Source organism: Nannocystis pusilla (assembly GCF_026626665.1).
GTDB classification, from domain to species: Bacteria; Myxococcota_A; Polyangia; order Nannocystales; family Nannocystaceae; genus Nannocystis; species Nannocystis pusilla.
On record NZ_JAPNKE010000002.1, the window covers coordinates 4,301,435 to 4,327,248 of the forward strand.

Below are 25,814 nucleotides of genomic sequence, written 5' to 3' on the forward strand. Positions count from 1 at the left end.
CGGAGCTCGCCCCGCACCGCCCGGGGCCACCCGCGTCGCTTCGCCGGCGCCAGGCCGGCGCCGCCACCTCATGTCCTCTCGGACATGCTCCGACGGAGCCCGCCTCGCACCGCCCGGGGCCACCCGCCGCGCACCGCCGGCGCCAGGCCGGCGCCGCCACCTCATGTCCTCTCGGACATGACCCAGAAGACAGCCCATGCCGTTCACAGCTCGGGCTCCGGGACCGCGAACACGCGGGCGAAGTTGCCGGCCAGCACCGCGCGCGCCTCCGCGGCCGAGTAGTCGGCGGCGGCCATCGCCGCGACCGTGCGTTCGAGGTACTCGGCGACGAAGCCCGGGCTCTGGGGCCCGTCGCTGCCGTAGATGATGCGGTCCGTCAGCCCGGCCGCGCGCATGCTGGCCATCGCCTGCCGGAGGTTCTCGCCGGTCGGGTCGGACCCCTTGCTGCCGAGCGCCGACGGCTCGAGGTACACGTTGTCGAAGCGCTTCGCCAGGTCGATGCAGGTCGCCAGCGCCCCGGGCCGCCGGTTCTCGAAGTCGTAGCCGAGGTGGCCGAGGATGAAGATCGCCCCGGGGTGGGCCGCGATCGCCGGCTCGAGGTACGCCGGGTCGGTGTACGCCGGCTCCTGCGCCGTGCCGGGGAACGGGCTCGTCCCGGTGTGCAGGTACACCGGCTTCTTCAGCTCCGCCGCCAGCGCGTAGATCCCGAAGAAGCGCGGGTCGTCCATGCGGAACTGCTGGTGCGCGTGCGCCAGCTTGATCCCGACCATGCCCGGAGCCGTCAACGCCGCGCGCAGCGCCTGCAGCTGCTCGGCCCCGTCCTCGTTCCAGCGATCGACGCGCAGGCTCGCCAGCCCGTAGAAGCGCCGGGGGTCATGCGCGACATCGGCGATCACGTCCTCGTTGGCCGCGATCCCGACGGTCCGCGGCGCGTAGATGGCAAGCAGCGTCCCCACGCTCACCCCTGCCCGGTCCATCTCGTCGAGGATCCCGGCCGGCGAGAGCACGCCCCCCGCCGCCTTGTCGGGCCGCAGATCGATCGGGAACGGAAACCGCGAGCTCAAGAACTCCTGAGTCTCCGGCGGGATGCTGTCCCAGTCGCCCGGGTGCAGATGCATGTCGATCACCGGCAGGCGCTCTCCGGCGTACACCACCCCGAGCTCCTCGTCGGCACAGCTGACCAGCGCGACCACGACCAGCGAAGACCATCGCATCGCGGCCACCTATATCAGGCGCCGCCGCGCGCTCCCCGCGCCGGCGTGCGCCCACACGCCCGCCCCCGACGCGAAATTCTAATAAAGGGGGTGATGAGCCCTCGCGGCGAATCACGAGCGGGCCCAAGAAACGACGCTCGCGCCGCCGTCCTCGCTCGCCCTTCGATCGACGAACCGGGGCCACGCCGTGAGCGCGACGAGCCACCCGGAGATCGCCAGCCGCGAGCACGACCGGCGCTCCCTGGCTCTACCGCCTCGGCTTGCCTCGTTCCGATCGGACCCGATCGCCGGGCCGCCGCGAGCGCATCGAACCGGCACACCTGGACCACCGCGTCGGCTCGCCTCGTTCCGAGCGGACCCGATCGCCAGGCCGCCGCGAGCCCGTCGAACCGATGCTCCCTGGCCCACCGCGTCGGCTCGCGTCGGCCCGAGCGGACCCGATCGCCGGCCCGCCGCGAGCGCATCGAACCGATGCTCCTGGCCCACCGCATCGACTCGCCTCGCCCCGAGCGGACCCGATCGCCGGACCGCCGCGAGCCCGTCGAACCGATGCTCCCTGGCCCACCGCATCGACTTGCGTCGCCCCGTCAGATCGGCCCCGCCACGCCCTACAGTGCATTCCGAGGCAACACCGCATGCGGAACTGGCTCGCCCTCGTCCTCGTCGTGATCGTCGCCCTCGGTGCGTGGTGGTCGACGCGGTCGGCCCCGCCCGCGGTCGAAGCAGCGGTCACGGCCAAGTCACCCGATCGACCGGTCGCAGCGGCGGCGCAGCGGCGGACCCGGCTCGACGACGCCGAGCCCGAACGAGCCCGTCGTCTGCGCGACGGTGCGGCCCGGCGCGAGGTCATGCAGCGACAGATCGTCGACACCATGGCAGCGCGCGAAGTTGCCGGCACCTCGCAGCCCAGCGCCGACCCCGGCGATCACGACCCCAAGCGCGCGAGCAAGTCGGGCGCGCAGCCGACCGACGAAGCCCCCGCCGACACCATCGTCGATCGCACCGGCAACCACGGCTACCTCACCCGAGTGCTGAGCCGCGACCTCATGCCGCTGGTCGACGAGTGTCACGCGCTCGTCCGCGAGGAGCACCCCGAGCTCGCCGGCATGCTCGTGCTCGACCTCGAGATCCTCGGCGACGAGGACATCGGCGGCGTCGTCAACACCCTGGGGCCCGGCCAGGGCAACGAGCTCGCCGAGCCGGCCCTGCTCGAGTGCGTGCGCGAGTCGCTGCTCGCCACCACCCTGCCCCCGCCCGAACAGGGCGGCCGCGACGCCATCTCGCTGTCGATGCGCTTCGACCCGCCCGCGCCCGAGTGACCGCGACCGCCGCGTCACCGCTGGCACTTCGGACCTATCCTTTCAAGCATCTTCGTGCCGGTACCAGCGGCCGGGCGCGCTCTGCAAGCTCTGCCCCTCCTCGCGCCCGAGTGACAGCGATCGCCGCGTCACCGCCTGGCGCTGAGGACATGTCCTTTCGAGCAGCCATCGTGCGCCCGAGCTCTCCCGATCTCACGCCCGCAGGTCGGCCGCGACCGCGTCGTGCGGGTACCAGCGGCCGGGCGCGATCCGCAAGATCGGCCCCTCCTCGCGTCAGAGTGACCATGCCACGACATGGCACTTCAGACATGTCCTTTCGAGCAGCCATCGTGCGCCCGAGCTCTCCCGAGCTCACGCCAGCAGGTCGGCCGCGACCGCGTCGTGCCAGTACCAGCGGCCGGGCGCGATCCCCAGGATCTGCCCCGCCTCGCGCCACTCGAGGTTGCCGCGCGCCACTTGCCGGCGGGTGCGGTGCTCGATCCACGCGCGCGTCACCGCCGGGAAGCGGCGCAGGTACGCCGCCACCTCGAGCCCCCGGAGGTCGCGCAGGCCCGTCCACAGCCCCTCGATCGCGGCCGCCTCGGGCGTCAGGCGCTCCGCCTCCGCCGGCGTGCTCGGGTCCTTCGCCCACGTCGGCAGCCCGCGCACGTTGCCCCGGCGCAGCACCGAACCGTCGGCGAAGTAACGGGCGGAGTGGGCCGAGGGGCCGAGCCCCAGGTAGTCCTGCCACGTCCAGTACAGCAGGTTGTGCCGCGCCTCCGCCCCGGCGCGCGCGTAGCTGGCCACCTCGTAGTGCTGGAGCCCCGCCCCTGTCAGCGCCTCCTCGGCCGCCGCCAGCATGTCGGCCTGGTGGTCGCTGTCGGGCAGGCGTCGCTTGCCGCGGCGCACCAGCGTCGGCCACGGCGTATCGGCCTCGATCGTCAGCGCGTACACCGACACATGCTCCGCGCCGGCGGCCGTCAGGCGCGCCACGTCGGCGCGCACTCCGCCGCGGTCTGCCCCGGCCAGCCCACGATCAGGTCGGCGCTGACGCGCAGACCCGCCGACGCCGCCGCCGCGATCGACGCCAGCGCCTGGGCCGGCGAGTGGACCCGCCCGAGCGTCTGCAGCCCCTCCGCCTCGGTGCTCTGCGTCCCGAGCGACACCCGCGTGCCGCCGATCGCCCGCACCGCCGCGTACAGGGCCTCGTCGCCGTGCTCGGGGTTCACCTCCACCGTGAACTCCGCCGCCCCCGCCCCCGGGAACCGCCGCGCCAGCCACTCGCCGAGGCTCGCCAGGCCGGACGGTCCGAGCAGGCTCGGCGTCCCGCCGCCGAGGTACACCGTGGACCATGTCGCATCGGACAGGTCCTTATCGACATGTCCTTCTGAACCTGTCCACTCCGCCAGCTCCGCCTCTCGCCCGCTCACCTCGCGCTCGAGCCCCGCCAGGAACGCCCCGGCATCCGGCGCGCGCCCGACCTGGAAGTCGAAGTCGCAGTACGGGCAGGCCCGCGCGCAGAACGGCACGTGAATGTAGATCCCCCGCATCTACGGCCCCCTCCGCGCGAGCGGCCCAGGCGCCTCCATCGCGCCAGCGCCTGCCGCCCGGAGCCCGACCATGCCCCGGCCGAACGAGCTCGCCAGCGAGCAGCACCGCGACGCGCCCCGGGCCGCGGCCCCAACGACCCGCTGCCTCAGGCCCCGAGCCGACGCCGCACCCGCCGACCTCGTGCCCCGCGCCACGCGCCGGGCGGGCTCTGCGCCCGCGCAACGGCCTGGGCAGCGCCCCTGCCCCGATCGACATGCCCGAACCGACATGCCCCCATGAACATGCCCTCTCGAACATGCCCTCTCGGACATGCCCGGCCTCCGCCGATCACACGTCGGAGACGAGCGCGGCGAAGTCGGCGCCGTGGGGGACATCGTCGTAGAGCTCGACCCCGCCGTCGGCGCGGAAGCGGGCCGCGACGCCGCGCCACCACCAGTGGGGCAGCGTCTCGAGGTCGATGCCGGCCGAGCGGAGCAGGCCGGCCTGGGCCTCGACGTTCTCGAGGCTGGAGGGGTGGAACGGCTGGCCGAGGCCGCGCATCTGCAGGCCGAGGCGGCGGGACGAGCGGAGCGGCGTCGCCTCCTCGAGCCACTCTTGCGCCGACACGAAGGCGCGGCGGGCGATGCCGATGTCGGGGAACTCGAAGATGTGGCCGTGGACCACCAGCTCCTCGCCGAGCAGCACCGCCAGGCGGGCCGAGTACATCGACAGCAGCTGCTCGTAGACCGCCAGCGAGCTGCCCATGCGCGACACCGCGTCGGTGCGGACCAGCGCCACCACCTCTTCGGCGCTGGCGTAGGCGAACGACACGTTGTGCGACTGCAGCAGGCCGATGCCGGCGCGCACCGTGAGGCGCGCGAGCTCCGAGTCGAGCGGGTCGTTGGCGCGGGCGCGCATCTCCAGCAGGCGGGCCACGCCCTCGGGGCGCGGCGCGAACTGCATCACCAGACGGAACCCGGGCATCGGCTCGTGATCGCCGAGCACGCGGAAGGCGGAGAACTTACCCCAGGTGTGATTGCCTTGGACCTCGACGCTGTGCATCGGCTTTCTCGTCTCGCCCGTCGCCCGCTTCTTGCTGGTGTCGCTGCTGTCTCCGGCCTTCGGCCGCTGCGCGCTACTTCATCGAGAACATCGTGTACGCGACGTAGCCGAGCCCACCGAGGCCGAACAGCACGAGGATCCACGTGATGGCCGCGCTGCCCTGCTTGGTCTGCTCGGCCATGATGCCGTGACCGAAGCTGGTGCTCGTCGCGCCCGGGTCGACCACCACCACCGGCACCGACGCCGTCGACGTCGTCGGGTTCGGCGCGCGGCCCGAGGCCAGCGAGCGGTTGGCGCCGGTCGGCGGCCGGCGCGGGCCGGAGCCCATGCTCTGCGCGGCGCTCGGCGGCACCGTCTTGTGGCGCGCCGACTGGTTCTTGCGGGCCCGGCGAGCGCCGGCCACCGCCGCCGCCTCGGACGCCGCGCGCTGGCTGCGGGTCGTCGGCGCCGAGCCGGTCGACGGCTTCTGCTGCGCCTGCGCCTGCGCCTGCGCCTGTTGCTGCTGCACCTGTTGCAGCCGCTGGGCCTCGGCGAGCACCGCGTCGAGGTTGCCGATCGTCATCGACTTCTTGCTGCGCGTGTCGGACTGCGCCGGCTTGGCCCAGTCGGGCGCGTCGTCCTTGTCGGGCTGCGAGTCGAGGCGGTCGAACTGGTCGAAGTCGAGGGCCTCGTCGGCGAGGTCGTCGTAGAGGTCGTCGTAGTTGACCTCGGCCGGCGCGCCCTCGCCGAACATCTCGGACATGTAGTTCGAGAGGATGCGCGGCGTGCTGCGGATGCCGGCCTCTTCCGTGAACCGCTCGAGGTCACGGAACATGTGGTCGCAGTTCTGGTAGCGCTCGGCCGGGTCGACCTCGAGCGCCTTCATGATGATCGCCTCGAGCGCCGGCGGGAACTCGGGGTCGACGAACGTCGGCGCCGGGATGTCGCCCTCGACGATGCGCTCCGCGACCTCCTCCGCGGCGCCGCGGAACAGTCGCCGGCTGAGGCACATCTCGTAGAGCACCACGCCGAGCGCGAAGATGTCGGCCCGCGCGTCGATCGGGTGGCCGAGCACCTGCTCCGGGGCCATGTAGGCCAGCTTGCCGGCGAACTGGCCCTCGCCGCCGCCCTGCACGCTCGCGCGCGTGGCCGCGATGCCGAAGTCGACGATCTTGCAGGTGCCGTCGTAGCCGACGTGGATGTTGGTCGGGTTGATGTCGCGGTGGCACAGCCCGAGCAGGCGCCCGCGATCGTCGGCCCTCGAATGGACGTAGTAGAGCCCCTCGAGCGCCTGCATGATGATGCCGAGCGAGATCTGCAGCGGCAGGTGCAGCCCCGTCTTGGCCGACTTGCGCAGCACCGCCACCAGCTCCTGTCCCTTCAGGAGCTCCATGGCGATGAAGTACTCGCCGCCGATCTCGCCGAGATCGTAGGTGTGCACCACGTTCTGGTGCGTGAGCGTGGCGGCGACGCGGGCCTCGTCGAGGAACATGCGCACGACGTTCGGCCGCTCGGCGAACTCCTCGCGCAACCGCTTGATCACCAGCTCCTTGGCGAAGCCCTCGATGCCGGAGTACGTGGCGCGATAGATCTCGGCCATGCCGCCGGTAGCGATGTGCTCGACCAGCACATATTTGTCGCCGAAGGGCGTTGGCTCAATGTTGCTCAAGGCGGCCCCAGATTAACGGATCTGCGATCTGTCGCCAAGCCCCGGCGGCCCGCAGCGCCCGGCGGCCGCGGCCTCGGCGATAAAGTCGCGGCCTTGCGGGCGAAATCCCCGGCGCCCGCGCCCGAGGGCGGCGGCTCGCGCGACGGGGACCTGCACCTGCGCCTCGGCCGCAACCGGGATCGCGCACGCCCATTGGTAGGCGAGTGCCCACCTGTCGGCGGCGACACTTCGGCCCCGGGAGGCGCGTCAGTCCCGTTCGGGCTTCAGGTCGCGCTGCATCAGCGCCGCCACGGCCCGGCGCACGCTCATGCCCTCGTAGAGGATGGCGTGCATGATCTGGGTGATCGGCATCTCGACTTGCTCGCGCTGGGCCAGGCGATGAGCGCTGAGCGTATTGTTGACGCCCTCGGCGACCATCCCCATCTCGTCGAGGATCTCCTGCAGCGCCCGACCCTGCCCGAGCGCCAGCCCGACCCTGCGATTGCGCGACAGACCGCCGGTGCAGGTGAGCACGAGGTCGCCGAGCCCGGCCAGCCCCGACAGCGTGACGGGGTCGGCGCCGAGGGCGATGCACAGGCGACCGATCTCCGCCAGCCCGCGCGTGATCAGGGCCGCGCGCGCGTTCTGGCCCAGGCCGGCGCCGTCGCACACGCCGGCGGCCAGGGCGATCACGTTCTTGAACGCCCCGCCGAGCTCGACGCCGACGACGTCGTCGGTGACGTAGACCCGCAGCCCGTCGCCGTGCATCCACTGCTGGATCGCCGCCGCCGCCGCCGCGTCGGCGCTGGCGATCACCACCGCCGTCGGCAAGCCGCGGGCGACCTCGGCGGCGAAGCTCGGCCCGCCGAGCACCGCCATCCGCTCCGCATGTTCTTTGGGCAATGTCTCTTGGACCACGTCGGCCATGGTCCGCAGGCTGTCGATCTCGACCCCCTTGGCGGCCACCAGGTAGAACGGCGCCGCGTCGCCCAGCTCGGCCAGCGCCGCGCGGACCTGCTGGAGCGTGGCCCTGAGCCCGTGGCTGGGGATGGCGAGGATGACGAAGCCGGCGCCCGCAAGCGCGCGGCCGAGGTCGTGCTCGACCGCGAGGTTGTCGGGGAACGGGAACTCGGCCAGGTAGCGCGCGTTGACGCGGGCGGCCGCCATCGCCTCGAAGTGTTCGACGCTGCGGGTCCACAGCCGGACGGGCAGCCCGCGGCGGGCGCAGTGGAGGGCCAGCGCGGTGCCCCAACTGCCGGCGCCGAGCACGGCGACCGTCGGTGGCGGCGGGGACGCGGGAGCGTTCGTCATCGCCACTGGTTTTACACCGCGCCCGCGTCAGCGCGCGACCACCGGGAACGCCGCCCGCAGCTCCTCGGGCACGCGCGTCAGTGAGTGGCCGGCGAGCTTGACGAACACCCAGCGGGTCTCGGCGGTCGCCAGCACCACGGCGTCGGCGGGGCGCACGATCTCGTAGCGGCGCAGCGAGTGGATCTTCCCCATCTCCGCCACCCACGTGCGGACGACCACGGCGTCGCCGAGGCGAGCCGGGCGGAGGTACTCGATCGCGTGCGAGCGCACCACCCACGTCGCCCCGAGCTCGCGGTAGCGCGCGAACGGCCAGCCGACCGCGATCGAGTGCGCCTTCGCGGCCGTCTGCGTCCACGCCAGGTAGTGGAGGTTGTTGACGTGGTCGAGCTCGTCGATCTCGTCGGCCGCGACCGTGTGGTGGTGATCGAACACGCCCGGGATCGCCGCGAGGTCGGCCGTCATGCGGCGCGAGTAGAGCACGGCGCCTCGCGCCGCGACCGGAGCATCGGCCACGCGGAGCCGCGTCGCTCGTCGGTCGCAGGCGGCCCGGCATGCGCCTCTCCTCGCGCCCTTCCCGGCCGCCGGCCTCCGCGCGAGGACTGCTCGATGCCCCGCTCGCTACGCCGGGCGCGGGCGCGAGCCTCAGCGCGGCGCGTCGGCGGCCGGGCTCGGCGTCTGCGGGCCCAGCACCAGCAGCGTCGCCCGGTGCGAGGCGATCCTCCGGGCACCCGCCGGATCGCGTCGACGTCGAACACCTTCTTCACCGCCGGTCGCGGCCCCGCCTGCACCCCACCCATGGCGCGAAGCTAGCTGCACGGCGGGCCCGGGCGCAAGGGTCGGCGGGTGGTGGCAGAGCGCCCTCGCCCGCGCGCGCGTGCTAGCGTCGGCCCCGACCTCGCCGCCGATGCTCCCGCCGCTGTACGGCCGCTGGATCTCCGACCTGCTCGGAGGGCCATTACCCGAAGAACAGGCCGCGACCTGCAGCGACTGCGTGCAGTGTCAGAGCCACGTGCCCGAGGGCTATCGCTTCGCCGACGCCACCAAGTGCTGCACCTACGTGCCCGCGCTGCCCAACTTCCTGGTCGGCGGCGCGCTCAAGGCCGGCTCGCTCGCCGGGCGCGAGCGGCTGCTGCGGCGCATGGTCGCGCAGCCTGACAGCATCACCCCGCACGGGCTCGACGCCACCGACGACGAGCGCGACCGTTACCGCGACATCCTCGCCGCCGAGCAGTTCGGCCGCGATGCCTCCCTCTTCTGCCCTTACTACCTCGCCGAGGCCGGCGGCCTGTGCGGCGTGTGGCGCAACCGCAACGGCATCTGCGCCACCTGGTACTGCAAGCACGACCGCGGCGCGCGCGGCCAGCGGTTCTGGCAGGCGCTCGAGGTGCTGCTCACCGCCGTCGAGCGCGAGCTCAGCCACTGGTGCGCCTGCACGATCCTCTTCGAAGAGACCCCGCCGGTCGAGGGCGGCGAGGCCGCGTGGAGCTGGTGGGCGGGCCGCGAGGGCGACTTCTTTCGCCGCTGCGCCGAGCTCGTCGAGGCGCTCGGCTGGTCCGAAGTACAGGCCCTCGTCGGGCCCGCGATCGAGACCCAGGTCGGCGACCTCCTGGCCGCCCACGCCGCGCTCGCCGGGCCGCTGCCCGACTCCTTGCAGCTCGGCACGATCCGCGTCTCGCACCGCGGCGACGAGCGCAGCCGCGTCGTCACCTACCTCGACACCGACGCCCTCGAGCTGCCGACCGCCCTCCTCGACCTCCTGCCGCGCTTCGACGGCCGCCCCACTGGCGCTGTCCTCGCCAAGCTGCGCGGCCTCGGCGTCGAGGTCTCCCCGCCCTCCTGCGCATGCTCGTCGACTTCGAGCTGCTCACCGCCACCGCCTGATCTTCCAAACCCTCGGCCCGCCGCCCGCCACCGCGAGCGGACCGCCGCGAGCGACTGCCCGTTCGGACATGTGCAGGGCGCCATGTCCTGTCGAGCATGTCCCCTAGAACATCTCCTCGCGTCGGCCTCGCCGGCCCGGCCCCAGGGCCCCGCCGCCGGCTTTCGGCGGCGCTCGACGGCGACGCGCGGATCTGCTAGGGTGCGCGCGCCGTGACGCTGTCCCTCCGGACATCCTCACCCGTCCTCCTCGCCGCGGTCCTCGCGTGCGGAAAGACCGACGAGCCCGCAGCGCCGGTCGAGGCCGCGACGGAGACGGCTGCCCCGGCCGAGGCGCCCGCCGAGGAGCCGGCGCCGCCGCGCGACCCGTTCGCCGCCGAGGGCATCGAGGCCGCGCGTCCGGGCCTGCGCTTCGGCTGGCCGGTCGAGAGTCCGCACATCACCTCTTACTTCGGCTGGCGCACCAACCCGATGACGGGCGTCGGCACCAAGCTGCACCGCGGCCTCGACCTGCGCGGCGGGATCGGCGACCTCATCCTCAGCATCGGCCCCGGCGTGGTCCAGTTCGCCGGCCAGGACATGCTGCTCGGCAACCTCGTGATCGTCGACCACGGCCTCGGCGTCACCTCCTACTACGGGCACATGCACGACATCCTGGTCCACGTCGGCCTGCCCGTCGACCGCGGCACCGCCCTCGGCCTGGTCGGCAACACCGGCCGCAGCGAGGCCCGCACCTCCACCTCACCGTCAAGATCGGCGCCCTCGCCGTCGACCCGCTGTGGCTCATCGGCGCCCCCCTGCACGGCTACCCCGGCCTGCCGGCGCTGGCCGAGGCCGACACCGACGTCGAGTACTGACTCACTCGCCGAACACGCGCACGAGCTCCATGTTCGATGGGACATGCTCCTTGAGCCATGTCCCGAAGCGCACCCGCGACGCCCGCCAGAACTCCGCCAGCGTCGCCCCCGGCGCCGCGTCGAGCCCCTGCACCAGGCTCACGAAGCCGCGGATCGCCGGCGCCAGAGCCGGCGCGCGCAGCGGGTCCGAGCCGTGGCGCGGCGCGATCGCCCCGATGTCGAAGTTGCGCGTGCGCGCCAGCGCCGGCGCCACCGGGTCGCGCGGCTCGATCAGCAGGTACAGGTCGCCCTGCCCCGGCGCCGCCGCGCGCTCGCGCAGGTGTACGCACACGAACCCGAGCCGCTCGGGCCCGGCCTCGCCGAGCTCGCGGCCCTGGCCCGCCGCGCGGGCCGTCTGGCGCGCGGTCGCCTCGTCGCGCACCTCGTCGAGCGCCAAGTTCTGCACCAGCCCGCTCGTCAGCACCACGAACGCCTTCTGCGGCTTCAGCTCGGTGTCGCGGGTCAGCAGGATCCGCTTCGACTCCCAGAAGTAATCCTCGCGGTACAGGTTCTGCTGGTAGTAGAAGCGGACCATCCGCAGCAGGTCGCCGAACATCTCGCGGTGGTGCGCCTGATACTTCGCGCGCGCTCGCCTCGTCGGCCCCGCCCTGCAGCACCGCGATCGCGGTGCGACCCGCGTGCCACGCCGAGTGCATCGCCAGCAGCACCCCGGTGGACAGCACCGGGTCGATGAAGCCCGCCGCGTCGCCGATCTGGATCCACCCCGGACCTGTCACTTCGGACATGCGGTAGCTCCAGTCGCGCTCGTGGCGGACCGGCGTCACCCGCGTCGCCGCCGGCCCGAGCACCGGGGCCAGCTCGCTCGCCGCCGCCAGCAGCGCGTCGTAGTCGCGACGCGGCGCCCCGCGGGCCTCGCCCGCGTCGAGCTGCACCACCCCCACGCTCGCCCTGCCGCCGCCGATCGGGAAGAACCACCACCACTGCTCGGCCTCCGCCAAGAACAGCGCCTGCTCGTGGCGCGGCGGCGGCGCTCCGACGCAGCCGGAGAAGTGGGCCCACATCGCCTGGTGCTTGAGCCCCGCGATCTCCTCGCGGCGGTCCTTCGCGCGGCCGAGCAGCATCGACTGCCCGGTCGCGTCGATCACCAGCCGTGCCCGCGTCTCCTGCAGCTGTCCGGCGCGCTCCACGCCGCGCCGACCAGCCGCTCGCCGTCCCACAGCAGCGTCCGCGCGACCGCCCGATCGAGCACCACCGCCCCCGCGCGCGTCGCCGCCGCGAACAGGATCGCGTCGAAGCGCGCGCGCTCGACCAGCCACGCGTGGTCGTAGGCGTCGCTGTCGTAGAACCATAGGTCCCAGCGCGGCGTCTTGCCCCACCCCCACAGCGTGCTGCCCGTCTTGCGCCCGAACCCGGCCGCCTCGACCGCGGCGAGCGCGTCGATCTCGGCCAGGATCGGGATGATCCCCGGCAGCAAGCTCGCCCACGTGCGCGCGCGGGTGCGTGCCGGCCTCGAGCAGCAGCACGCGCAGCCCCGCCTTCGCCATCACCGCCGCCGCGGTGCTGCCCGCCGGCCCGCCGCCGATCACCAGCACATCGACGACGTCGAGCTCACCGGCGTCCATCGACCCGCCCCCGGCCACCGCCGCACCACTCGCCGCGCGTCATGGGCTGTACCATCGGACATGTACGCTCAGACATGCGCTTTCCACCCTGTTCGATAGAACATGCCTGAAGAGACATGGCAGTCCGGGCCCGGACGCGTCGCGCCGCGTCCGGGCGAGCCGCCGCTCGCGCCCCTGGCCCCGCGCGTACCCGTCCGGCCGGCCTCGCCCCGCATGCGCCGTCAGACATGGTCCCCGCCGCGCCCGTTCGGCCGGCTTCGCCGCCTGCCCTTTCAGACATGTCCGAAGATGCTCCTCGCCCGGTCACGCGCTCGCCCGCGCCCCGCGGTACAGGAAGAAGCAGATCGCCAGCACCAGCGCCAGCGTCGCCAGCTCGCCGAGCTCGCCGCCGAGCAGCGGCGGCGCCTTCTTCGGCACCAGGCCCGAGACCACCAGCCCGGCCACCAGCACCCCCGCCAGGCCCTCGCCGGCGACCACCCCCGCGGCCGCCAGGATCCCCGAGCGGGCCTCGCCCTCGGCCGGGCGGCCGCGCTCGGACAGCGCGCGCACGCAGCCGCCGAGGAAGATCGGCAGCATCGACGCGATCGGCAGGTACACCCCGATCGCGAACGCCAGGCCCGACACCCCGCACAGCATCGCCGCGCCGGAGATCCCCGCGCCCGTGGCGACCAGGCCCCACGGCAGCTCGCCGCTCAGCACGCCCTCGATGATCGTCTTCATCAGGGTCGCCTGCGGGGCCGCCAGCTCCTTGCCGCCGAAGCCGTAGCTCGACAGCAGCAGCACCGTCCCGGCCACCACCCAGCAGGCGCAGGCTGCCCCGATGAGCTGCCCGAGCTGCTGCCACGCCGGCGTCGCGCCGACCAGGTAGCCCGTCTTCCAGGTCCTGCGAGATGTCGCCGGCCTTCGACGTCGCCACCGCCACCACCGTCCCGACCGTCAGCACCGCCGCGCGCCCCGAGGTCGTCCCAGCCGAGCGCCGCGAACACCGCCGCAGTGCCGAGCAGCGTCACCAGAGTGATGCCCGACGTCGGCTGCGACGACACCCCGACGATGCCGACGATCCGGGCCGCCACCGCCACCGACAGCAGCCCGAACACCGCCACCCCGAGCGCGCACACCAGGCGGGCCACGAACCCGAGGTCGCCGGCGACGAGCCCGGGCACCAGCGCGACCGCGGCGATCACCACCGCGATGGCCGCGGCGATGAAGCTGCCCGGCAGGTCGCGATCGGTCGCGCCGGCGGTCGCCTTCTCACCTGTCTCTTTGCGCATGCCCCTTGCGACAGATACGAACGCACCGGCCATCATGGGCATGTTGCGCAGGACGGTCAGGATCCCCGCCGTCGCCACCGCCCCGGCGCCGATGTAGCGGATGTACTGGCGCCAGATCTGCGACGCGTCCATCTGCGCGATCGTCAGCTCGCGCTCGGGGTAGAGCGGACCCGGCAGCCCCGCGCCGATCCACGCGATCAGCGGGATCAGGGCCAGCGAAGACACCACCGCCCCCGCCACCACCACCGCCGCCTGGCGGTAGCCGAGGATGAACCCCACGGCCAGCAACGCCGGCGCGAACTCCAGCGCCACCTCGGCCTTGGGCAAGAGCGGCACCGCGGCGCCCGCCTCGCTCGGCACCGCGAACAGCAGCGCCACCAGCAGCTTCATGCCCGCGCCGACCGCCATGCCGCGGAAGATCCACGCGCTGCCGCTCGCGCTGGTGGTCGTCGCCCGCAGCACCTCCGCGCACGCGCGGCCCTCGGGGTACGGCAGCTCGCCGTGGCCGTCGACGATCAGCATGCGCCGCAGCGGGATCATCGCCGCCAGCCCGAGCACCCCGCCGAGCAGGGCCAGCAGCGCGATCTGCCAGAACGGCGGCGCGATGCCCCACAGGAACAGCGCCGGGATGGTGAAGATCGTGCCGGTCGCCAGCGACGTCGAGGCCGAGCCGATCGTCTGCGACAGGTTGGCCTCGAGCAGGCTGGCGCGCCCGCGCAGCAGCGCCACGGTCATCACCGACGCCGGGATCGACGCCGACACCGTCATGCCGACCTTGAGCCCGAGGTAGGCGTTGGCGGCCCCGAACACGACCCCGAGCGCGACGCCGGTGACGACCGCGCGGACCGTGAACTCGCGCATGGAGGGCGGGGTGCTGGGCGGGGCAGTCACGGCGAGCCTCAGCAATACCAGACGTCACGCGGGCCGCGAAAGCCGGCCCGCGCTGCGTCCCGGACCGGGGCTTCACCAAGCGATGGAGCGGGGGCTCCCGAGCGCTCGACGCCTTCGAACGCTTCGCCGGACGGCAGGCTGCCCCGCTGACTCGGCGACCGCGAGCGCCGGGCATCACCCGTTCGACCGCGGTCGGAGAGCCGCCGACGGCGAACGTCGCAGTTGCCACGACCGAGCCGCGAGCTCCGCTCACAGCCCTGAAAAAAAGCTGCGCGGGTCCTCGCCGCGGCGGTCGCGGGCCCAGCGGAGCCGCTGGCGGCGCCACGGCATCAGCTCGATCCGCTGCGGCGCTCGCCAGTGGCCCTCGTGGGCCCGCTGCAGCAGCGGCGCGATCGCCAGCGGGTACTCGATCGGCGTCCGGCAGATCCACGCCACGCCTGTCCCGAAGGCCAGGCGCAGCTCCCACAGCGCCGCCGCCCGCCGCGACTCCCCGAGCCACGGCGCCGGCTCGTCGACGCGGACGCTCAGCCCGCGCAGGCGGTCGCGCAGCAGCAGCGGCGCGCCTGGCCAGACCTCGAAGATCCCCGCCTGCGTCGTCGCCAGCAGCCGGTACAGCGGCGTCGGCTCGATCCCCGGCACCCGGCCCGTCGCTGCTCGCCAGGCCCACGTGTCGCCCGGCGCCGCGCCCGGCGGCTCCGCGTCGCACAGCGCCCAGTCGACCCGCGCCGCGGCCAGCGCCTCGTGCCCGCTGTCGACCGACGTGTGCACCCCCACCTCGCGGTCCCACCGCTCGAGCAGCGGCGCCGCCCGGCGGGCCCCGTCGCGCCCGCCGAACACCCGCTCGCCGAGCTCGTCGAGCGCCGCCGACAGGCGCGCCCGGTCCATGTCCTCGGGGACAGGCGCGCTCACCCGCGCCTCCGGGCGGACGTTCGCCTGGCCTTCGAGACAGCCACCCGACCGTCGCTCTCGCCCCAGCGACGAGTGTAACGGGGCGCAGAACAAGGGATGGCCCGCGGGACCACGGGGCTGCGGCAGCAGCTCGCGCCTTCGCGCGGCCTCCGCTCGCCGGAGGGCCGCCGGCCCGGCCGCTCATCTGCGAGCCGGCGGCCTGCCCGCGCGCCCCCGTCGAACCCGCCGCCCCTACCTGCCCCGCAGGACATGTCCCTTCAGCCCTGTCCCTCGCGTCCTGCCCTGGCGAACATGTCCTCGCGGACCTGCTCGCTTCAGGCGCGCTCGCGGCGGAGGCGGCGGACCTGGGCGACGAAGCCGGCCAGCAGGTCGGTGGCGTCGTTGGGGCCGGGGCCGGCCTCGGGGTGGTACTGGACCGAGCCGATCGGGCGCCCGCGGACGCGCAGGCCGGCGCAGGTCTTGTCGAACAGGTTGAGGTGGGTGAGCGTCGCGCTGGCGCCGAGCGACGCCGGGTCGACCGCGAAGCCGTGGTTCTGCGACGTGATCGCCACCTTCTTGTCGTCCTCGTTGCGGACCGGGTGGTTGCCGCCGTGGTGGCCGAACTTCATCTTGAAGGTGCGGCCGCCGAGCGCCAGCGCCAGCAGCTGGTGGCCGAGGCACACCCCGAACACGGGAGGCAGCCCCTGCGCGGCCAGCAGGTCGCGCAGCTCGGCGATCACCGCCGTCGCCGCGGCCGGGTCGCCGGGCCCGTTGCTGAGCAGGATCCCGTCGGGCCGCAGCGCCAGCACCGCGCTCGCCGGCGTGCTCGCCGGCACCACCGTCACGCGGGCGCCGGCGTCGCGCAGGCGGCGGAGGATGCTGAGCTTGATCCCGTAGTCCCACGCCACCACGTGGACATCGGCCGGCGGCGCCGCGTGCTCCCAGCTCGGCTGGTCCCACGCGTACGGCGTCCGCGTCGTCACCCGGCCCGTCAGATCCTGGCCCTCCATCGACGGCGCCGAGCGGGCCAGCGCCAGCAGCTTCTCCACGTCGTCGTGCTCGCTCGACAGCGCCGCCATCACCGACCCGCGGTCGCGCAGGTGGCGGGTCAGCGCCCGCGTGTCGACCTCGGCCAGCCCCGGCAGGCCCTTGCGCGCCAGGTAGCTGCCCAGGTCCTCCTGCGCGCGCCAGTTCGAGACCACCGGCGACAGCGCCCGGACCACCAGGCCCGCGCAGCCGTGCTCGCGCGACTCCTCGTCGTCGGGGTTGACGCCGACGTTGCCGACCTCCGACACCGTGAGGCACACCAGCTGGCCGGTGTACGACGGGTCGGTGACGATCTCCTGGTAGCCCGTCAGCGACGTGTTGAACACCACCTCGCCGACCACGGTCGTCGCGGCGCCGAAGCCGAGCCCGCGGAACACCCGGCCGTCGGCCAAGACCAGCGCGCCCGGGCGCGCTGCGGGACCGGCGACGGTGAGCGGACGGGCGGCGAGGTCGGGGCGGGCTGTTGCTTGGGTCATGGTCCTCCAGACATGTTCTTCAGAGCAGCTCGACGCCGCAGGCGCGCGCGAGCACGGCCATGCGGACCGCCACGCCGAGGGTGACCTGGCGGAGGATCCGGCTGTGCGGGCCGTCGGCGACGACGTCGGCGATCTCGACGCCGCGGTTGATCGGGCCCGGGTGCATCACGATCCCCCCGGGTGCGAGCAGGGCCAGGCGCGCGGGCGTCAGCCCCCAGGCGGCGTGATAGCTCGGCGCGTCCGGGATCGCCACGTCGGCGCCGAGGCGCTCTCGCTGGATCCGCAGCATCACCGCCACGTCGGCCCCCGCGAGCGCGTCGTCGAGGGTCGGCGCGACCGTCGCCCCCAGGCGCGCAGCGAGCTCGGGCGGCGCCAGGTCGCCCGGCCCCGCGACCACGCAGTCGGCCCCGAGCGTGCGGAACAGCTGCAGGTCCGAGTGCGCCACCCGGCCGTGGCGGACATCGCCGCAGACCGCCACGCGCAGCCCGGTCATCGCCCCCTGCGTCGGCGCGCGGCCGAACGCCTCGAGGATCGTCAGCGCGTCGAGCAGCGCCTGCGTCGGGTGCTCGTTGACGCCGTCGCCGGCGTTGACGACGCGGGCGCGCATGACCTCGGTCCAGGCGCGCGGGACCCCGTCGCGGCGGTCGCGGACGACCACCGCGTCGAAGCCCATCGCGTCGAGGTTCTGCAGCGCGTCGCGCTCGGTCTCCCCCTTGCTGGCCGAGCTGGCGGCGTCCTGCACGAAGTGGACGACCTCGGCGCCGAGGCGGCGCGCCGCGACCTCGAAGCTGAGGCGGGTGCGCGTGCTCGGCTCGGAGAACACGCTCAAGATCTGGGCGCCGCGGAGGATCGGCAGCTCGCGGGCCCCGCCGCCCTCGGCGAGCGGCAGGACGCGGGTGGCCGCGGCGAGCACGGCGACGGCCTCGGCGGGCGACAGGTCGGCGATCTCGCACAGGTCGCGGCCGGGACGACGACCCCGCCGCGTTGCCGCGCCCCCGTCGCCGCTGTCGCCTGCGCGGTGCATCGCCTCTACCTGGCGCGGAGGGATAGCGCCGGCCCGCGCGTCGCGTCAACCCGCGCACCCCCTCGCGGCCGGACCGCGGCGGTGCCCTGGCTCACCTGCCTGTCACTCCTGGTACCCTGCGACCAGGGCCCCATGGACCGCGAACCCTCCGTCACCAGCGCCGCCGTCCTCCTCATCGGCAACGAGCTCCTCAGCGGCAAGATCCGCGACCAGAACGGCCACGAGCTGGCGAAGATGATGCGCCGGCGAGGGATCCGCCTGGTCGAGATGTGCACCGTCGAGGACGACTTCGGCGCCATCGGCGAGGCGCTGCTGCGCCTGCTCGCCCGTGTCCCGCTGGTGTTCACCAGCGGCGGCGTCGGGCCCACCCACGACGACGTGACGATGGAGGCGATCGCGCGGGCCATCGGCCGCCCGCTGCGACGCGACCCCGAGATGGAGCGGACCCTGCGCGCGCACTTCGGCGAGCGGATCACCGAGGCCGCGCTGAAGATGGCCGACCTGCCGGAGGGCACCGCGCTGACGGCCGCCCGCGGCTGGCCGGTGATGCGGATCGACCTGCCCGCCGGTGCGCAGGCGAGTGCGCGGCGGATCTACGTGCTGCCGGGCATCCCGGAGCTGTGCCGGGCCAAGATCGAGGCGCTCGAGAAGATCCCCGGCGAGCTGCCCGACGCCGGTGGTTGGGCGCTGGAGACCCTGCACACGGAGATGGACGAGTCCGACCTGGCGGCCAGCTTGAACGTGGTCGTGGCCGACTATCCGGACGTCGAGATCGGGTCCTATCCGCGCTGGCTGAGCGGCGACGACGGGCGGCTGCGCTGCGTCGTGCGCGTGACCTTTGAGGCCATCGGCGAGCACGCCGGGCGAGCGGGCGACGCACGGGACGCCCTCGCGCGGGCGCTCGGCGACGCGGCCGTCCTGGCGGTGCCGGCGGACGGCGCGCTCTTGTGACCATCCCTCCGCCGAAAGTTCCGTGCTAGCTTCCGGGCCATGCGCCGCAGCCTGACCGCGCTCTTCTTCACCAGCGCATTGCTGGCCGTCTCTGGATGCAGCCAGCCCAAGAAGGACCTGTTGGCGCTCCCCGCGGCGTACGACCCGCAGGGCGCCGACCTCACCTTTAACAAGAAGAACCTGGAGAGCTTCAACATGATGAAGCCCCAGGAGCGCGACGACTTCGTCAAGGCGCTGCAGGACAAGCCGGGCAGCTTCCGCGGGCAGGCGGTCACCGAGGCGGGCAACGGCATCGCCGCCGGCGTCGAGGGCTCCGAGCACGGCGCGTGGGAGACCTACGCCCACGTCACCGAGCCGGTGCTGTTCGAGATCACGATCGACTACCGGATCTTCTCCACCGAAGAGCTCGGCCGGCCGCTCGGTCGCAACCTCCCGATCTCCTTCACTGGCACGCTCGTCGACCTGCGCTACGACGCGGAGGCGAAGCCGCGCAAGCTGACCATCCAGGTCAAGGCTGACGCGATGGAGCTCATCACCGACAAGACGACCCCCGCGAGCTGAGCGAGCCTCACTTGTTTGAATCAGTCGGCTCACCCCTGACCTGGGGCGCATTCCTCGTCGGCATCCTCGTCCTGCTGGCGGTCGACCTCGGGCTCTTCAACCGCAAGCCGCACCGCGTGTCGATGCGCGAGGCGCTGATGTGGTCGTGCATCTGGGTCGCGCTGAGCCTGGTCTTCAACGCCTGGGTCTGGCACGCCTACGGCGCGGAGAAGGGGCTCGAGTTCCTCAGCGCCTACCTCATCGAGAAGGCGCTCTCGGTCGACAACATCTTCGTGTTCATCGTGCTGTTCCGCTACATGCGGGTGCAGCAGGAGTACATGCACCGGATCCTGTTCGCCGGGATCCTCGGCGCCTTGATCCTGCGCGGCATCTTCATCGTCGCCGGCCTGGCGCTGATCCAGATGTTCACGTTCTCGCTGTACCTGTTCGGCGGCTTCCTCTTGTTCACCGGCCTGCGCCTCTTGTTCGTGCGCGAGGGCGGCGAGGAGGAGCAGGGCCAGGACAATTGGGTCAAGCGCTGGGCCGAGCGCTACTTCCGCGTCACCAAGGACTTCCAGGGCCCGAAGTTCTTCGTCAGCCGCGACGGCAAGCGCTACGTGACGACCCTGTTCGTCACCCTGCTGATGGTCGAGACCGCCGACGTCGTGTTCGCGCTCGACTCGATCCCCGCGATCTTCGGCATCAGCACCGACCCGTTCATCGTCTTCACCAGCAACGTGTGCGCGGTGATGGGCCTGCGGGCGATGTTCTTCCTGCTGGAGAACGTGATCGACCGCTTCTGGCTGCTCAAGTACGGCCTCGGCCTGGTGCTCTCGTTCGTCGGCGTCAAGATGCTGCTCGGCGTCGGCTACCCGCCGCACCTCGAGCCGATCCACATCCCCGTCGGCATCTCGCTCGCCACCGTCTCGGCCCTCATCGGCGGCGCGATCACGCTGAGCCTGGTGTTCCCGCCGAGCCACCCGCCCGAGCCGAACAAGTAGGCTTCGCGGGACATGTCCGCGAGGACATGTCCCAAGCGCCAGGACGAGAACGCGGCCTCCCGACGCCTCGCTCGCCCACGCCTCGCCGGCGCGACGGGCCTCGGCCGCCGAGGTCCGCCCGCGCGACCTCGGCCCTCGCCGACGCCAAGCACCCGCGACCTCGGCCTGGCCGCGAAACTCACCCGCCCTTCGCCCGGGGCGCTCGCGCCCGTCCACTCCGCCGCCTTCGCCGAAGTCACCCATTCACCGCCTTCGCCGATATCGCCCGACAGGCCGTCTGCAGCCGCGCCCGCTCGACGGTCGGGAACGCCGGCCCGCCGTCGCTGTCTGACCGGACATGACGCCCGCCGCGCTCGCGCTCGTCCTCGCTCTCGCTCCCGCCGCCGGATCGACCAGCACTTCGGGACAGGTCTCTTGGGACAGCGCAGCGAAGGCCGCCCGGGCCGCGGTCGAGCGCGCCGGCCTGGCCGACTCCGGCAGCCAGACCCTCGCCGAGCGGGCGGCCGCCGCCGGCCTCGGGCGGGCCGAGGTCGTACGTGTCCTCGAGGACATGTACACCGCCTGCAACGCCGCCCCCTGCCCCGCCCTGGCCCACGACGACGCCGCCGGCCAGCTCCTCGACCTCCTCGGCGAGATCGGCCTGCCCGCCGACGCCCCGATCCTCCTGCGCCTCGACGCGATCAACCTCTACAAGGCCGAGCGCGCGCTCGAGGCGATCCTCACCCGCGCCATGGCCGACGCGATCCCCAAGGCCCGCTGCGCCGCGCCGACGCCGGGCGAGGTCGCCGCGGCCCGCCTCGCCCTCGCCGACTTCGCGGTGCTGCGTCGCCACGGCGGCGTCCTCCGCGGCGACGCGCCGACCGCCGCCGAGCTCGACGACCTCGCCTACTTCTTCGCCGCGATCGCCGACGCCGGCCCCGTCGTCGGCGGCGCCGTCGAGGCCAGCCCCGGCAGCCCGCTGACCCCCGCCGCGCCCGACCCCGAGAACGATCGCCTCGCCGCCGCCGCCAGCGACGCCAGGGCCCGCGGCGACGTCGTCGGCCTCGTCCAGCACGGCCGCGCCTACCTGGCCCGGCTCGGCTTCCCCGGCCCCCTGAACGGCAGCGCCGAGAGCCACTGGGCGTGGGGCGGCGCCCGCTACTCCTACGTCTTCCGCGACCTCGCGCTGGGCGCCGAACTCCTCGGCGATCCGACCCTCGCCGGCCAGCTCTACCGCCGCGCCGACCCTGGCGGCGGCATGTGCGGCACCAGCGTCTCGTACCGCTGGAGCGAGCAGGTCCGCGGCGCCATCCGCAGCGCCGAGCGGACGGGCGACTGCCGCGTCGCCGTCGCCGAGCGGCTCCTCGACGTGGATGGCCCTCGGGACATGTACCCGAAGCCAGCCCCCGACAGCATGGACTACGGCCCCGCCCGCCTCGCCTCTGCCGGCTTCGACGTGGCCCGGCTGTACCGCGGCGCCCTCCTCACCGCCGGCCGCGACGCGGAGCCCGCGGTCCTGCGCGCCGCCCTCGAGCGCGCCCCCGAGCCGCTGCGCGCGGCGGCCCTCGCTCGCCTCGGGCGCCGCGGCCCCGAGGCGTGGGAGGCCCGCGTCCACGCCATCGAAGGTTTCGCCGACGTCACCGGCCGCACCGCCCTCGCCGAGCTCGAGCGCCGCCTGCCCGACCTCGCCGACGGCCCCCGCCAGCGCGCCCTCGCGGCGATCGGCGCCCTCGCCGATCGACCCTCGTGGGACCCCTGCGATCCCGACGAGGCCGGCCTCTACTTCGGCAGCATGAGCAGCCAGTGGTCGCGCCACGTCACCAGCCTCGGCGGCAGCTGCGACACCGTCCTGCGCCTCCACGAGGCCGCCCCGCTCGCCCGCTCGCTCACCGCCTGGCTCGCCGACGAGAACCCCGAGACCCGCGAGGCCGCCGCCGCCGCGCTCGGGCGAATCGGTCACCGCGACGCCCTCCCGGCCCTGCGCGCCCGCCGGAGCGACCGCTACGCCCCCGGGGGCCGGCTCTGCGACGACGCCGGCTGCCGCCCGTACTTCCCGGTCCGCGAGGCCGTGCGCGAGGCGATCGCCGCCGTCACCGAGCGCAGCGCCCAGGACGCCCGCTGGCGCCGCAACGACCGCAAGCGGCCGGCACCATGAACTTTCGGACATGCCCACGAGGCCATGCCCTCTGCATCATGTCCTTCAGGACATGTCCAATCGACCGTCAGCGAGCTCCAGAGCCCCCGGCTTCGTGCGCCGACGAGGCGCAGGCCTCGCTGCACGAGCTCTGCATTTCAAGAAATTTTCAGAGCCCCTCGAGGTGGGCCCGCTGCACGATCCGCGCGTCGAGCGTCACATAGCCGCGGGGCCCCGCGCACAGGCGCACCGGGCTGAGGTCGACCAGCTCGAGGCGGCCCTCGCTGTCCGCGCTGGCGGCCCCGAAGTGGCGGACCAGCGCGTCGAGGCGGAGCAGCAGCCCGGCCAGCTCGCGCAGGCCGGGGTCGTCCTTGCGGCGCAGCGGCACTCCGGCGACGATCGCCTGGGCGAACAGCATCGCCTCGGCCGGGTCGAGCGGCGACAGGCGCAGCACCACCTCCTGGTGCCCCGCCAGCGCACGCCCGAACAGGGCCGTCTCCCCGCTCTGCAGCGCCACCGCCCCGCAGTGGATCTCGAGCCCCTCGCCGATCTGCTCGGCCACCAGCACCCCGTCGAGGTGGGCCGTCGGCGCGCGCTCCTCCACGTTGCCGACGATCGTCGCGTAGGCCCGGCGGACCGCCGCCGACGTCGTCAGGTCGAGCACCACCGCCCCGAGCTCCTGCTTGCGGCGGAGGTCGGGGCTGACCGCCTTGAGCACCACCGGGAAGCCGATCTGCTCGGCGAACTGGGCCGCGCCGCTGGCCGAGCTGGCGACCGCCTGGCGCGTCACCTCGATGCCGAAGCCGCGCAGCACCACCTTGCTCTCGTGCTCCGACAGCGCCTGGCCGGCCGAGCGCAGCACCTCCTCCGCGCGGGCCAGCGCCGCCGGGTCGATGCTCGGCGCCGCCTCGCCCTCGGCCGCGCGCACCAGCGCCTCCGCGCGCTCGCGGCGGAGCAGCGCCCGCTGGGCCAGGAACGCGTCGGTGGTCGCGTTCGCCGGCCCGCGCAGGCGCAGGCCCGGGTGCGGCGCCTCCATCCCGTGCTCGTCGCCCTGCAGCGGCAGCGCCCGCCGGGCCTGGCGCCACGGCGCCGCCGCCGGGCTTGCCTCTTCGGACATGCCCTCCGAGACATGCCCCTTCGGACCTGTCCCTGACGACATGCTCTCCGCGTCCACCAGCAGCGCCAGCACCCCCGGGCTCGGGAACACCGGCCCGGTCAGGCGCTCGAGCGCGTGGGCGGCCGCCGCCTGGCCAAGCGACGGGTGGCGCGGCTGGTCCACGCGCGGCGCCTCGACCCCGAGCGGCACCACCACCTGGCGCGCCCCGGCGGCGCTCGCCCAGCGGGCCCAGCCGGCGTGCAAGCTCGCCGCCGGCACCATCCCCGCGGTCCGACAGCCGGCCAGCTCGGGCGCCGCCAGCCACTCCGGCAGCCACGCCGGCGCCGGGCACAGCGACAGCCGCGGCTTCGCGCCCGCGGCCAGGAACGCCGCCCGCAGCCCCGCGAGCGCCGCCCCGTCGGGCCCGACGATCACCAGCTCCCCGCCCTCGATCACCAGCTGCGCCGCCGGCCCGAGCGTCCGCGTCGTCAGCCCCACCGGCAGCTCCGGCCCCGTGATCACGAGCAGCCCCGGCGGCCGCTCGCGCAGCGCTCGCAGCAGCGTCGGCGACGGCTCGCGCGCGACCACCACCGCGGCCCCCTGCTCGCGCACGCGGCGGGCCAGCGCCGCCTCGCCGAGCACCTCGCCGGCGCCGGCGAACGCCGCCCCGACGTCCTCGCCGACCAGCGCCTCCCCGGCGAGCAGCGCCCGCAGGGCGGACCTGGTCGATGAGACAGATCGATCGGCGGCGGTCACCAAGGCGCGCCCGTCACACGATCACCGGCTTCCACAGCTCGCTGTGGAGCTGCTTGACCGCCTCGGGCCACGCGCCCGGCAGCACCCAGTCGGCGCGCGTCCAGGCGGCGTCGATCTCCGCGCCCTCGCCCGGGAACAGGATCACGCGGGCCCCCGGGCCGCGGGCGATCAGCGCCTCGGGCACCGGCTGGTCGGCCCCGCCGAGCCACAGCAGCGTCCCGCCCGTGTGCTGGTCGAGGTACTCCGGCCCGACCGGCTTGGCGCCGATCGACGCCAGGGCCGCGCGCGCGGCCTGGTCGAGGTCCTCGCGGGCGAAGTACCGCAGCGGACCGCGGCCGCTGTGTTGCTCGAGGCGGGCGACCCATTCGGGCAGGTCGACCAGGCTCGCCTCGTTGTCGTACTCGGCGTCGATGATCGCCGGCAGCTCGTACCACGGCAGGGTGCCGGCCACGATCGCGGTGACCGACGCCAGCCGCTCCCACTCGACCTCGGGCTCTTGCAGCCACAGCGCCTCGGCGCCGCCGAGCGTCTCGGCGGCGGCCAGCCCCTCCTCGGTGTGCGGCACGAACACCAGCAGCGGGTGCAGTCGATCCTGCAGCGGCCGCAGGCCGGCCGGGCCGAGGAACGTCAGGCCGTCGGCGCCGAACCGGCTGACCGCGCCGATGACGAACTGGTCGGCGCGTCCGGCGTCGCCGGGGCAGACCGCGCTGACCGTGGCGCCGCGCTCGCTGCCGATGTCACGGGCGAGGCACAGGGCCGCGGCGCTGGCCGGATGGATCCCCTGCGGGGTGCGCTGGGCGTAGACCAGGATATGAGCCATTAGTCGAGACCGTGCTTCCGTTTGATGAGCTCGAGCTGCTTCTGGTACTCGATCTCGAACGTGGAGGTGTTCTCGGTGAGGTGCTTGAGGTGGCGCCGCACCTCGCGGTCGAGGTCCTCGTCGGCCTGCATGTGGCGGCGGAGGATCTCTTTGAGCTTCTTCCGGATCACGGAGTCGTCGGCGTAGATCTCCGATACGAACTTGCTCTGCATGAACAGCTCGAGCAGCTGATTGGCGATCCAGTTCAAGGCCTCTTCCCCGATCCCGAAGTCCTGGTCATCCGCCATCGAGCGCTTGACCTTGAACAGGTCGGAGTAGGCCAGCTTCTTCCGCTCGAGCTCGTCCTTCGCGCGGTCGGTGAGCTCGCGGTCCTTGCGTCGGTACTCCTTGAGGATCGACTCGACATCCCGTTTGAACTCTTCGCGGTCGCTGACCTCGAGGTCACCGGCGTCGACCAGGGTCTTGTTCACGGCTTCGACGATCGTCGAGATCTTACTTGAATAAAGACGCATGGGGTGGGCCGAGGATAGGCGCAGCTTTT

The 25,814-nt window shown here is 73.6% G+C and carries 24 protein-coding genes and 2 pseudogenes; 8 read left to right on the forward strand and 18 right to left on the reverse strand.

Going from position 1 to position 25,814, the window contains the following annotated elements:
• Positions 1-203: 203 nt before the first annotated feature.
• Positions 204-1,214, reverse strand: a complete 1,011-nt coding sequence (locus OV079_RS18905; protein WP_267770217.1) for an amidohydrolase family protein — start codon at positions 1,212-1,214, stop codon at positions 204-206.
• Positions 1,215-1,849: 635 nt separating this feature from the next.
• On the opposite strand from OV079_RS18905, the gene OV079_RS18910 reads away from it, so the two are divergent.
• Positions 1,850-2,533, forward strand: a complete 684-nt coding sequence (locus tag OV079_RS18910) for a hypothetical protein (RefSeq protein WP_267770218.1) — start codon at positions 1,850-1,852, stop codon at positions 2,531-2,533.
• A 351-nt stretch (positions 2,534-2,884) separates the two neighbouring features.
• Here OV079_RS18910 and OV079_RS18915 read toward each other — a convergent pair whose 3' ends face one another.
• The 6 genes from OV079_RS18915 to OV079_RS18940 all read right to left on the reverse strand — a co-directional run bounded on the left by OV079_RS18915 (position 2,885) and on the right by OV079_RS18940 (position 8,504).
• The gene (locus tag OV079_RS18915) at positions 2,885-3,505 is read right to left on the reverse strand and encodes a hypothetical protein (RefSeq protein WP_267770219.1); all 621 of its coding nucleotides are present in this window, start codon (positions 3,503-3,505) and stop codon (positions 2,885-2,887) included.
• Positions 3,493-4,062, reverse strand: coding sequence for a radical SAM protein (locus OV079_RS18920; RefSeq protein WP_267770222.1), 570 nt, complete (start codon positions 4,060-4,062; stop codon positions 3,493-3,495). The genes OV079_RS18915 and OV079_RS18920 overlap by 13 nt, the downstream gene beginning before the upstream one ends.
• Positions 4,063-4,390: 328 nt before the next feature.
• The gene (locus tag OV079_RS18925; RefSeq protein ID WP_267770223.1) at positions 4,391-5,104 is read right to left on the reverse strand and encodes a hypothetical protein; all 714 of its coding nucleotides are present in this window, start codon (positions 5,102-5,104) and stop codon (positions 4,391-4,393) included.
• 73 nt (positions 5,105-5,177) lie between these two features.
• On the reverse strand, positions 5,178-6,752 hold the full coding sequence (locus OV079_RS18930; RefSeq protein ID WP_267770224.1) for a serine/threonine-protein kinase: 1,575 nt from the start codon (positions 6,750-6,752) through the stop codon (positions 5,178-5,180).
• A 246-nt stretch (positions 6,753-6,998) separates the two neighbouring features.
• Positions 6,999-8,042 carry an NAD(P)H-dependent glycerol-3-phosphate dehydrogenase gene (locus OV079_RS18935; protein ID WP_267770226.1) on the reverse strand — a complete coding sequence of 348 codons (1,044 nt, stop codon included), beginning with the start codon at positions 8,040-8,042 and terminating at the stop codon, positions 6,999-7,001.
• Positions 8,043-8,069: 27 nt separating this feature from the next.
• Complete coding sequence (locus tag OV079_RS18940) at positions 8,070-8,504, reverse strand: acyl-CoA thioesterase (RefSeq protein ID WP_267770228.1); 435 nt, start codon at positions 8,502-8,504, stop codon at positions 8,070-8,072.
• A gap of 442 nt (positions 8,505-8,946) precedes the next feature.
• Here OV079_RS18940 and OV079_RS18945 point away from each other — a divergent pair, with 442 nt between their 5' ends.
• On the forward strand, positions 8,947-10,137 hold the full coding sequence (locus OV079_RS18945) for a hypothetical protein (RefSeq protein ID WP_267770229.1): 1,191 nt from the start codon (positions 8,947-8,949) through the stop codon (positions 10,135-10,137).
• Between the two features lie 254 nt (positions 10,138-10,391).
• A pseudogene (locus tag OV079_RS58155) lies at positions 10,392-10,586 on the forward strand (M23 family metallopeptidase); the annotation flags it as partial.
• A 192-nt stretch (positions 10,587-10,778) separates the two neighbouring features.
• Here OV079_RS58155 and OV079_RS18955 read toward each other — a convergent pair.
• The gene (locus OV079_RS18955; RefSeq protein WP_267770231.1) at positions 10,779-11,372 is read right to left on the reverse strand and encodes a hypothetical protein; all 594 of its coding nucleotides are present in this window, start codon (positions 11,370-11,372) and stop codon (positions 10,779-10,781) included.
• 71 nt (positions 11,373-11,443) lie between these two features.
• Here OV079_RS18955 and OV079_RS18960 point away from each other — a divergent pair, with 71 nt between their 5' ends.
• Complete coding sequence (locus OV079_RS18960) at positions 11,444-11,569, forward strand: hypothetical protein (RefSeq protein WP_267770232.1); 126 nt, start codon at positions 11,444-11,446, stop codon at positions 11,567-11,569.
• Between the two features lie 349 nt (positions 11,570-11,918).
• Here the strand turns inward: OV079_RS18960 and OV079_RS18965 are convergent, their stop codons facing one another.
• The 7 genes and pseudogenes from OV079_RS18965 to OV079_RS18990 all read right to left on the reverse strand — a co-directional run bounded on the left by OV079_RS18965 (position 11,919) and on the right by OV079_RS18990 (position 17,996).
• Complete coding sequence (locus tag OV079_RS18965) at positions 11,919-12,251, reverse strand: NAD(P)/FAD-dependent oxidoreductase (protein ID WP_267770233.1); 333 nt, start codon at positions 12,249-12,251, stop codon at positions 11,919-11,921.
• 13 nt (positions 12,252-12,264) lie between these two features.
• Positions 12,265-12,399: pseudogene (locus tag OV079_RS58160) on the reverse strand (FAD-dependent oxidoreductase); the annotation flags it as partial.
• A 303-nt stretch (positions 12,400-12,702) separates the two neighbouring features.
• A complete protein-coding gene (locus tag OV079_RS18970) occupies positions 12,703-13,221 on the reverse strand; it encodes an OPT/YSL family transporter (RefSeq protein WP_267778596.1) in 519 nt (172 codons plus the stop codon).
• Positions 13,119-14,561 carry an OPT family oligopeptide transporter gene (locus tag OV079_RS18975; RefSeq protein ID WP_267770234.1) on the reverse strand — a complete coding sequence of 481 codons (1,443 nt, stop codon included), beginning with the start codon at positions 14,559-14,561 and terminating at the stop codon, positions 13,119-13,121. The genes OV079_RS18970 and OV079_RS18975 overlap by 103 nt, the downstream gene beginning before the upstream one ends.
• Before the next feature lie 249 nt (positions 14,562-14,810).
• Positions 14,811-15,470 (reverse strand): hypothetical protein, encoded by a 660-nt coding sequence (locus OV079_RS18980; RefSeq protein ID WP_267770235.1) that lies wholly within the window; start codon positions 15,468-15,470, stop codon positions 14,811-14,813.
• A gap of 314 nt (positions 15,471-15,784) precedes the next feature.
• Positions 15,785-16,972, reverse strand: coding sequence for a glutamine-hydrolyzing carbamoyl-phosphate synthase small subunit (carA, locus tag OV079_RS18985; RefSeq protein ID WP_267770236.1), 1,188 nt, complete (start codon positions 16,970-16,972; stop codon positions 15,785-15,787).
• 19 nt (positions 16,973-16,991) lie between these two features.
• The gene (locus OV079_RS18990; RefSeq protein ID WP_267770239.1) at positions 16,992-17,996 is read right to left on the reverse strand and encodes an aspartate carbamoyltransferase catalytic subunit; all 1,005 of its coding nucleotides are present in this window, start codon (positions 17,994-17,996) and stop codon (positions 16,992-16,994) included.
• Between the two features lie 132 nt (positions 17,997-18,128).
• Between OV079_RS18990 and OV079_RS18995 the strand changes: the two genes are divergently transcribed.
• The 4 genes from OV079_RS18995 to OV079_RS19010 all read left to right on the forward strand — a co-directional run bounded on the left by OV079_RS18995 (position 18,129) and on the right by OV079_RS19010 (position 22,622).
• Entirely contained in the window at positions 18,129-18,947 is an 819-nt protein-coding gene (locus OV079_RS18995) for a competence/damage-inducible protein A (protein ID WP_267770240.1), read from the forward strand.
• 39 nt (positions 18,948-18,986) lie between these two features.
• Entirely contained in the window at positions 18,987-19,508 is a 522-nt protein-coding gene (locus OV079_RS19000) for a hypothetical protein (RefSeq protein ID WP_267770242.1), read from the forward strand.
• An 11-nt stretch (positions 19,509-19,519) separates the two neighbouring features.
• The gene (locus OV079_RS19005; RefSeq protein ID WP_267770244.1) at positions 19,520-20,488 is read left to right on the forward strand and encodes a TerC family protein; all 969 of its coding nucleotides are present in this window, start codon (positions 19,520-19,522) and stop codon (positions 20,486-20,488) included.
• 337 nt (positions 20,489-20,825) lie between these two features.
• The gene (locus OV079_RS19010) at positions 20,826-22,622 is read left to right on the forward strand and encodes a HEAT repeat domain-containing protein (protein WP_267770246.1); all 1,797 of its coding nucleotides are present in this window, start codon (positions 20,826-20,828) and stop codon (positions 22,620-22,622) included.
• Positions 22,623-22,770: 148 nt separating this feature from the next.
• Here the strand turns inward: OV079_RS19010 and OV079_RS19015 are convergent, their stop codons facing one another.
• Genes OV079_RS19015 through OV079_RS19025 form a run of 3 tightly spaced genes read right to left on the reverse strand, consistent with a single transcriptional unit; the run spans position 22,771 to position 25,785 of the window.
• Positions 22,771-24,453, reverse strand: coding sequence for an acetate--CoA ligase family protein (locus tag OV079_RS19015; RefSeq protein ID WP_267778597.1), 1,683 nt, complete (start codon positions 24,451-24,453; stop codon positions 22,771-22,773).
• Between the two features lie 13 nt (positions 24,454-24,466).
• Entirely contained in the window at positions 24,467-25,273 is an 807-nt protein-coding gene (locus OV079_RS19020) for a hypothetical protein (RefSeq protein ID WP_267770248.1), read from the reverse strand.
• Entirely contained in the window at positions 25,273-25,785 is a 513-nt protein-coding gene (locus OV079_RS19025) for a DUF507 family protein (RefSeq protein WP_267770250.1), read from the reverse strand. Before OV079_RS19025 ends, OV079_RS19020 begins: the two co-directional genes overlap by 1 nt.
• Positions 25,786-25,814 lie beyond the last annotated feature (29 nt).